Origin of the sequence: Maribacter sp. (assembly GCF_049667165.1) — a bacterium.
Taxonomy (GTDB): Bacteria; Bacteroidota; Bacteroidia; order Flavobacteriales; family Flavobacteriaceae; genus Maribacter_A.
Genome location: NZ_JBATHS010000055.1, coordinates 1 through 10,118, shown reverse-complemented (window position 1 = coordinate 10,118; position 10,118 = coordinate 1). Strand labels below are relative to the sequence as shown.

The following is a 10,118-nucleotide window of genomic DNA, read 5'->3' as shown; positions in this document are numbered from 1 at the left end:
TTCGGGTTATTGTAGAAAGTGAAAAGGTAAGTGATGAGAAAGCGGCCCAGTTATCTTTTGAGATATCCCAAAAAATACAAACCGATATGACCTATCCAGGTCAGGTAAAGGTCACGGTAATTCGGGAGACCCGATCTGTAAATGTGGCCAAGTAGTGTTTATTTTCGGTTATTAAAGATTTAAAAGGGGCCTTTGGGCCCCTTTTTTATTCCATCAAAAAATAACTTTGGAGCCTATATATAAAGTATGACCGAAGTCATTTTATAGAAGAACGGATTAGACTAACATTGCTACAAATTCAGAGCCTCACCATGGACTTAAAAAAAGCCATCACAAAACTTAAAAAGGAAAAGAATGCGGTAATCTTGGCGCATTATTATCAATATCCGGAAATACAGGATGTGGCCGATTATGTCGGGGATAGTCTGGGGTTGTCCCAAAGAGCGGCGGAAACCGATGCGGATATTATTGTTTTTGCAGGGGTACATTTTATGGCGGAAACGGCCAAGATCCTCAATCCAGAAAAAAAAGTGGTACTGCCCGACCTGAAGGCAGGGTGTTCCTTGGCGGATTCCTGTCCACCCGATGAATTCGAAAAGTTCATAAAAATGCATCCTGGGCATACGGTCATTACCTATGTCAACTGCTCCGCAGAGATAAAGGCGCTGACCGATATTGTCTGTACGTCTTCCAATGCCTTGAAAATCGTAAATTCCATTCCCAAAGACCAGCCTATCATTTTTGCACCTGATAAAAATTTAGGAAAGTACATCAATAATAAAACAGGACGGAAAATGGTACTGTGGGATGGCAGCTGTGTGGTTCATGAGGCTTTCAGCTTGGAAAAATTATTGCAGTTGTACCGTAAACATCCGAATGCCTTGATTATCGCACATCCCGAATCGGAGGCGCATATTTTAAAAACGGCCACCTATATTGGGTCAACGGCCGGCATGATCGATTTTGTAAAGCAGAATCCTAAGGAAACGTTCATTGTGGCCACAGAGGCTGGTATTTTACATCAGATGAAGAAACAAGTTCCGGAGGCAGAATTGATCCCGGCACCCACAGAGGAAGACAATACCTGTGCCTGTAGTGAATGTGCCTATATGAAAGTGAACACGCTTCAAAAACTACATGATTGTCTGCTTAATGAATCACCAGAAGTTAATGTCGCGACCGCTATACGGGAGAAAGCCTTGGTGCCAATAGAACGAATGTTGAATCTTTCTAAAGGCCTATGATCTCTACGAATTATTTGGTCATAGGGTCTGGTGTTGCAGGCCTTACTTTTGCCGTAAAAATGGCAGAAAAACATCCGAATCGCAATATCATTATTGTCACTAAGGGTGATGAGGACGAATCGAACACAAAATATGCCCAAGGAGGTATAGCCGTGGTCTTAGATCTAGAGGAGGATTCCTTTCAAAAGCATATTCAGGATACCTTGATTGCAGGGGACGGTCTTTGTGACAAGGAGGTAGTTGAAATGGTCGTAAAAGAAGGACCCCAACGGCTCAGGGAGCTAATCGCATGGGAGGCGAACTTTGACCTGACCTCTGAAGGTGATTTTGATTTGGGCAAGGAAGGGGGGCATTCTGAATATCGCGTTGTGCATCATAAGGATGTGACAGGATATGAAGTAGAAAGAGCCCTATTACAACGCGTACATGAATTACAAAATATCACCCTGTTATCATATCATTTTGCGATAGACCTTATAACGGATCACCATTTAAAAGTCAAGGATACGGATGATCTGTCGTGTTATGGGGCCTATGTACTGAACCAAAAAAATGGAAGGATCCTGACTGTTAACGCAGACCATACGCTATTGGCATCAGGGGGTATCGGTAGGGTTTATGGGCATACGACCAACCCGATCATTGCAACAGGGGACGGAATTGCCATGGCCTACAGGGCCAAGGCCATGATCAAGGATATGGAGTTTATTCAGTTCCATCCCACGGCTTTGTATAACCCGGAAGGGGGGTCTTACTTTTTGATTTCTGAGGCTGTTCGTGGTTTTGGGGCCTATTTGCGAAACGCAGCAGGATATCGCTTTATGCCCGACTATGATCAACGGGCCGAGTTGGCCTCGAGGGATATTGTTTCCCAAAGTATTGATAGCGAATTGAAGAAATCTGGGGATACCCATGTGTTTTTGGATTGCACACATTTGGATATGACCGCATTCAAGAAGCACTTTCCCAATATTTACGATAAATGCCTGGAATACCATATTGATGTTGCCAAGGATTGGATACCTGTGGTACCGGCTTCCCATTACCTTTGTGGGGGTATTGTGGTCGATAGGCATGGAAAAACTTCCATCAAAAATCTATTTGCCTGTGGGGAATGTACAAGAACCGGACTGCATGGTGCCAATCGATTAGCATCAAACTCCCTGCTCGAAGCCTTGGTGTATGCCCATAATATCTTTAAATACCTAAGTGTTGATCCAGGGGTTACCCAATCATTACCTATCCCTGATTGGAACGACGAAGGGACCACCATTCCCAAAGAACATATTCTTATTCAACATAATCTTAAGGAATTACAGGCCCTCATGCGCGATTATGTGGGGATTGTACGCAGTAACAAAAGGTTATCGAAGGCAATCGTCCACTTGGATTTGATCTATAGGGAAGTAGAAGAATTCTATAAGGAATCAAAAATAAATACCACGCTTTGTGAACTCAGGAATATGGTGAATGTGGCCCATTTGATTATCACCCAATCTTTGGAGAGAAAGGAAAATAGGGGAGGGTATTTTAATTCGGACAATGTTGGAGGCTAGATGGCATATGATAAGGTCCGTGCCAACCAGTATAGATTCGTTCATAAGGGTGTGCATGGTCAGCAGAAGCAATTAAACCAACACTTGGATTGAATATTTTGAAGTTGCTCAATTTGATAGTAATACTACCTTCTGCACTTAAACCGGCCTATTCTCCTCGAGCTCTTAACACAGCATCCATCAATTCAATATCTTTAAAATGATTTTTAATAAACTCGGGTGTTACCCCTTCATCATAAGGATTTAATTTATGGGCTTCCTTTAAGGCGTAATAGGCCGCTCTAGGATATAGGTCATATAACCCCCTTTGATTGGTTGGCCCTTTGGCACAGATACCAAACCACTCCTCATTCATATTATTATCACCGGGTGCCAAGTCAATTGAATAACCACCATTGGCCCAGGAAGCATTATTGTCATGGACATCCAAGTTTTTGGTTTGACCAAACTTCCACCAACCATCACTGAATTGAAAGGTAAACCCACCTATTGAGTTTTCTGCTTTTCCCAATCCGGCGGCATTCTCATAAATCTCTTTCCAATTACCGACCAAATAATAGGCTTGCATTTTTTGATCTTCCGTATTTTTTATGGCATTAAATGCATCTGCACCAAACTCAGTGAACAATACGGGTTTGTTAAGCTGCTCTTTGACTACATCGAACATATCGCCAAAAGAAGCGCCACGGTAGGTATTTGTACCGAATATATCAACATCTTTACATTCTTCAGCAATGATATCCAAAAACAAGACATCTCCATTACAAATTGCTACTGGGTGGGATGAATCTATTGATTTCATTATAACGGCTGCATCGTTCATGAGTTTATACATGGGTCTTCCGCGTTTTTCCCCTATAAATTTCTTTTCTTCCTCGTCATCTGGAAAATCCTCGGTTTCAGCTCCGGCCCAGAAAAGACCATAGTTGTTCTCGTTGCCTAACAAATACATTAAAAGACCGGGTGTATTTTTGTAATTTTTGACCAAATTATCCATTTCGGAAAGAAGCAACTCTTGTGTTCGAGGGTCGGAATAATCCGTTACAGCTACCCACGCTCCATCAATGGTCAATCCGTAGCGGCCAAATGAATGATTGAGCATGGTGTAAATACCATAATTCATATAAATATATGCTATCCATTTTGCAGGTACGCCCGTGTATTGTCTTATAACGTTAACGTTCATATTTTTCAACAAACCCATCTCAGAATCGAGGGCTGCTTTGATAACATCGTCCGATTGTTTCCATAAACTGTATGAAAAATTAGTGCCAATTGGAAAATAATCCCAGTTCATACCGTTGATCATAAAGTCTTCCCCGTTGATCACCAATTTCGACCCTTGATCATTTTGAAGTACTGAAACTTGATCTACTTGGGCAAAAGCAACTGCTGTAAATAAGAAAATAACGAATCCTAGAAGTTTTTTTTTCATTGTACCTTTATTATTATGTTGATCATTGCAACTACAGCCTTGTAGGGTTAAATATTGCGTTGTGTTGTAGGGACATAAAGCTACTAGGTAATTTTGTGCAATCCATAAAATATACCTATACAAATTATATACAAGCTAGATAAAAGGCCGAATATTTAGTAAATTAGTATATTTACCGCTGTTTTTATTGAGGAATCAGATTAGCATTGATAAATTTACCTAAGTAAATGTTGTATTGTAATTTGACCTTGTTGTGGTAATGTATAGTAGAATTGAAGTAGTAATGTATTGTAGAATTGAAGTAGTAATAATCAAAGATTGAAGTTCTTCAAGGCCAAAGGAATTATTGAACCCATTTTTTTCCGAGTTAAAATGGGCATTAAAATGATTTTTTTAGGTTTTGATAAACTCAACATTTATTTTCCCTGTGATACAGATATTGAGTGAATGTCGATTGATTATAAAATAGCAGCATGCAAGAATTGAAAAAACGTATTGATTTTTTGACATTTCTAATTTGCATCAATTGCACGATGGTGCTAGCTCAGGAATTACCACCGATCCAAAATTTCACGCCCAATGATTATACGGCCGAAAATCAAAATTGGGCGATAACCCAGTCGCCGAATAGACTTATTTACGTTGCCAACAATGAAGGTTTGTTAGAGTTCAATGGGGCAACTTGGGATTTGTATCCCACTCCAAATGGATCTATAATGCGGTCGGTCAAAGTTGTTGGTAATAGAATCTATTCGGGCTGTTACATGGACTTTGGATACTGGACAAAAAACAACATGGGAGCTTTGGAATACACTTCAATCTCCAAAAATATAGGAGTACATTTAATTGAAGATGAAGCGTTTTGGAATATTGCCAATATTGACCATTGGGTACTCTTTCAATCGCTGAACAGAATCTATATTTATGATACAATAAAGAAATCCGCCACAATCATTGAAGCCGATAGCATGATTGTGAAAATGTTTGTTGTTGGGGATAGCGTATATTTTCAGCATAAGGACCTCGGAATATATAAAATTGAAAACGGAACAGAGGTTTTGGTTTCCGATCACGACATTGTTAAGAATCATGTAGTTGTCAATATTTTCATTGAAGAAGAGGATTTGCTTGTACAAACCGGGGATATGGGCTTCTTTTTATTAAGAGACGGCAAATTTATAGAATGGAATACAAGTTCGACCGATCTCTTAAAAAAGGTCAATGTATATAGCAGCATTCGTTTAAAGGATAAAAGTTTCGCCATAGGCACCATATCCGATGGTATTATTTACTTAGACCCTAAGGGTAATCGGATATTCAAAATAGATAGGGCTACAGGATTATTGAACAATACGGTTTTATCGCTATTCGAGGACCTAAACAATAACATATGGTTAGCACTTGATAATGGCGTTAGCTATATCAATGTAAAATCGCCATTTAGAGAGTATAATGATATCAATGGGAAAATCGGGAGTGTTTATTCTTCTGCAAAATATAACGGCAAGCTTTACATAGGTTCAAATCAAGGCCTGTTCTACAGAGATTTGGATCGCAATGACGAATTTTCATTTATTAAAGGTACCGAAGGGCAGGTTTGGTGCCTAAAGGAGATAGATAATGCCCTTTTCTGTGGGCACAATTCAGGAACTTATTTGATTAATGGCTCCAATGCTAAACTAATATCCAACGTTCAAGGTACCTGGGACATAAAGCAAATAAAGAACAATGATCTATTGCTTCAGGGAAACTACGATGGACTTTATGTATTAGAAAGAGTAAATGGTAATTGGAGACTGAAGAACAAAATTAAAAATTTCAATAATTCATCCAGGTACTTCGTTGAAATGCCGAACAATGAAATTTTCGTTAACCACGAATACAAAGGTGTTTTTAAAGTACAGGTAGACGACACATATTCCGAGGCTTTGGAAGTTACAATCGACTCATTGATAAAAGGAGCCAATTCATGTATAATCGAATACAATCAAGAATTGCTCTATTCCTACAAAAAGGGCATTTTCAAATTCGACACAATTAGTCGCTATTTTATCAAAGACACTTTATTGAGCAAAGTCTATGATGGGGAAAATGAGTTTATATCCGGCAAATTGTTATTGGACCAAAATACAAACAATTTATGGAGTTTCTCAAGAACGAATTTAAGCTATGTCTCTCCTGGGGAAATCACCAATACCCCGAAAATCAATAGAATACCATTGACAAAAGCACAACGTAAAGCCCTAATTGGCTACGAAAATATACTGCAATTGGATGAAAACGACCACTATTTATTCGGTAACTATTCTGGGTATATCATAATGGATGCAAATAGGCTTGCCACAAATGATTTTAGTATAGCGATCAATAAGGTTACCCAAAACAAAAGACGTGAAACGTACGAAGAAAAATCCTTTCTTGATAAAGAATTGGAAGCCAATTTGGAGAATAAAGAAAATACCCTTGAAATATCTTTTTATACGCCAGAATTCAATAAATATATAAAAACAGAATATCAATATCAACTGGCAGGAATTTATAATGAATGGAGTAATTGGTCAGAGAAATCAGCAGAACTATTCGAGAACTTGCCCCACGGCGACTATGTATTCAAGGTCAGGTCGAGAATTGGGGATAAAATGTCAAGCAATATTGCCTCTTTTTCATTTAATATCGCAAAGCCTTGGTATGCCACAAATCTCATGAAGACCCTTTATGTACTGGGGGTTATCCTATTTCTCTTTATTATGCATTCTTTATATAGGCAATATTATAAAAAGAAACAGCAAATATTGATTGCTAGAAATAACAGAGAGTTAAAATTGGCACAAGTTCAAAATGAAAAAGAAATTATTCGAATAAAAAATGAGCAGTTGCAATTGCAATTCAAAAACAAAAGCAAAGAGTTGGCGGCTTCGACCATGAGTATTATCAAAAAAAATGAATTGTTAGCGAAGATAAAGAATGAACTTAATTCAATATCTGATAAGAGTAAGGTTAAACCCGTAATAAATATTATAGATAAAAGTCTAAGGCAGAATGATGATTGGGAATTCTTTAAAGAAGCATTTAATAATGCAGATAGTGATTTTTTGCAGAAAGTAAAAAACCTTCATCCTAATTTGACGCCAAATGATTTAAGGTTATGTGCCTATCTCAGATTAAATTTATCTTCTAAAGAAATAGCACCTCTGCTCAATATTTCAGCCCGGAGTGTGGAAGTAAAACGATATCGTTTACGTAAAAAAATGTCTTTCCCACACGAAAATAGCCTCGCCGAGTATATATTAAACCTCTAGTTACTACAACAATCACTCTATTTGCCACAACATTACCTATACAAAGTAAGGAATCTTAAATAATTAATAATTATATTTTAATTTAGGTGATTGTCGAATCCCCGATTTCTTAAGGGACAAACTGTCAATTCGGCAATTTTCTTCTGTTTTTATCACCATGTATGTTTTTTGTATAGGCCTTTTTTATCGATTCCTTATAACAATATGATAAATTGCAATAGGTTATTTAATGCTTTCCAATACAACATTCAGGTTTATGCTGAAATGACTTTGATAACCGGGACATACTAATTTAACTAGAAAACAATGAAAAAATTAAAGTACATCTTTGTATCGCTCTTTGCTGTTTTAATGAGCTGTAATGGTGATGAAGTGGACATCCCACATGTTGTTGCGGCGACAAACCTATCGGTAACTTACGAAGTTGGTACCGATAATTCCGGTACAGTAACTTTTACAGCTACGGCTGATAATGCTACTTTTTACCATTTCGATTTTGGGGACGGTACCAAAGAGGTGACAAAAACCGGGATTATTACCAAAACGTACAACACGGTTGGAGATAATTCATATACTGTAATAATAACGGCTGGTGCCGCTGCAACGCAGACCATTTCAGAAACACTTCAGATTTCTGTTTCACTTGCCTTCACGGACCCTGAAACAGTTTCATTTTTAACAAATGACAGTTCAAAAACATGGTTCTTGGCAGCTTCCATACCAGGTCATTTAGGGCTAGGTCCCGCTCGGGAGGGTATTGATGGGGATTGGTGGTATCCTAAATGGTACTCTGCCGCTGCATTTGAAAAATGTGGTAGTGAGGATTCTGATTGTCTTTGTGATGATGAATTGACCTTTTCCGTTGATGCCAACGGCGCATTGTCTTATGAATTGGATAATAAGGGACAAACCTATTTTAATGTCGGGCATAAAGCTGTTGTAGGTGGAGGTGAAGATATCGATTTCTGTTATGATTTTGATACGTCAGGTTCAAAATCCGTCTCACTTTCACGGGTTTCAGGTAACGTTCCCGAAGGGGAGACCACAGGTATCCAGATGAGTTTTTCCGATGGAGGATTTATGGGCTATTATGTAGGCTCATCGACTTACGAGATACTTGCCATTAGTGATAATTCATTGTATGTAAGAACATATGATACTGAGAATCCTGATTTAGCTTGGTATCATAGATTTAGCGCTGAAGTAGCCACCGATGGTGGTGATGAGTACCTCGAGACGATATATACAGATTTGGTATGGTCTGATGAGTTTGATGTCGATGGAGCACCAGATCCTGCCAATTGGGGCTATGACCTAGGCGCAGGAGGCTGGGGTAATGGTGAGGCACAGGAATATACTGATGACCCTGAAAATGTTATTGTAGAGGATGGTATGCTAAAAATCACCGCTAAAGCTTCCGGCGTCACGGGTGGTGTTAAACATTATTATGACGATATCACCTTGTTGACTTCAGGAGGAGCAACCTCTACCATTGAGGACTTCGAGGGAATGGCTCCGGCTTTCACAGGTTTCGGTGGCGCATCTTCTTTAGTTATTGACAATCCAGATGCATCAGGAGAAAATACATCTATGATGGTAGCAGAATCCACAAAGCCTGTGGGTGCTGAAACTTGGGCAGGAACTTTCTTTGATGTATCCGCTCCATTGGATTTGACAACCTATACAAGTATAAGTGTAAAAACATGGTCGCCTGCAGTTGGGGCAACTATTAAACTAAAATTGGAAAACCAAGCCAATGCTGACGAGAATTTTGAAGTAGACGCCCTTTCGACGGTAGCAGGTCAATGGGAAATCCTAACTTTTGATTTTAGTGCTGCTCCAGCTGGGACATATAATCGTGTAGTACTATTCTTTGATTTCGGTGTTAGCCCTGTTGGTGATGCTCCATATACCTCGGCAAGAATTAAATCTGAAAACTTATATGAATTTACATATGGTAGAGTAGAAATTAGAGCAAAACTTCCTACTGCTGGAGGTACTTGGCCAGCTTTATGGGCATTAGGTGCGAATTTTGATACGGTCGGATGGCCAAATAGTGGTGAAATTGATATTTTGGAGCATGTTGGTAATAATGCGAATGTAACTTCTAGTGCATTACATTATCCGGGTAATTCTGGAGGTACTGCTGTTACTGCATCCACTGTGGTGAGTACCGCAACTTCCGAATTCCACAATTACACGGTGGAATGGACACCTGAAAGTATCAAGTTCGTGGTTGATGAAGAATTGGTCCATCTTAGTTTTGTGAATTCTGGGGATACCCCGTTCAATAGTGATTTCTTCTTTATTATGAATGTTGCGATGGGCGGAACCCTGGGCGGAACCATCGATTCCGCATTTACGGAAGACACTATGGAGGTTGATTACATAAGGGTCTATCAATAATGTTTAAATTGTTCAATGATGAAAGGCCGATGGATGAAATTCTATTGGCCTTTATTTTTTAATACCTATATTTAATTCATCCCAAAAAACTTTAATAAATAACAGCCAGACTTCAATTATTTAACGAAAACCATATCATGGAACAACCCGAAGAAGTAATAAAAATGAATAAATCCTA

Annotated in this window: 5 protein-coding genes; 4 read left to right on the top strand and 1 reads right to left on the bottom strand. The window is 38.8% G+C overall.

The window, feature by feature from the left end; all coding sequences use genetic code 11:
* Positions 1-287 precede the first annotated feature (287 nt).
* Both nadA and nadB read left to right on the top strand, forming a co-directional pair.
* Positions 288-1,244: a quinolinate synthase NadA gene (gene nadA, locus WBM98_RS03595; RefSeq protein WP_424364657.1), complete on the top strand. Its 957-nt coding sequence runs from the start codon at positions 288-290 to the stop codon at positions 1,242-1,244.
* Entirely contained in the window at positions 1,241-2,800 is a 1,560-nt protein-coding gene (gene nadB / locus WBM98_RS03590) for an L-aspartate oxidase (RefSeq protein ID WP_424364656.1), read from the top strand. The genes nadA and nadB overlap by 4 nt, the downstream gene beginning before the upstream one ends.
* Positions 2,801-2,948: 148 nt before the next feature.
* On the opposite strand, the gene WBM98_RS03585 is transcribed toward nadB, so the two are convergent.
* Complete coding sequence (locus WBM98_RS03585) at positions 2,949-4,235, bottom strand: glycoside hydrolase family 2 TIM barrel-domain containing protein (RefSeq protein WP_424364655.1); 1,287 nt, start codon at positions 4,233-4,235, stop codon at positions 2,949-2,951.
* Between the two features lie 473 nt (positions 4,236-4,708).
* Here WBM98_RS03585 and WBM98_RS03580 point away from each other — a divergent pair, with 473 nt between their 5' ends.
* Together WBM98_RS03580 and WBM98_RS03575 are read left to right on the top strand one after the other, a co-directional pair.
* A complete protein-coding gene (locus WBM98_RS03580) occupies positions 4,709-7,534 on the top strand; it encodes a triple tyrosine motif-containing protein (RefSeq protein WP_424364654.1) in 2,826 nt (941 codons plus the stop codon).
* A gap of 306 nt (positions 7,535-7,840) precedes the next feature.
* Entirely contained in the window at positions 7,841-9,940 is a 2,100-nt protein-coding gene (locus tag WBM98_RS03575) for a family 16 glycosylhydrolase (RefSeq protein ID WP_424364653.1), read from the top strand.
* Positions 9,941-10,118: the final 178 nt, after the last annotated feature.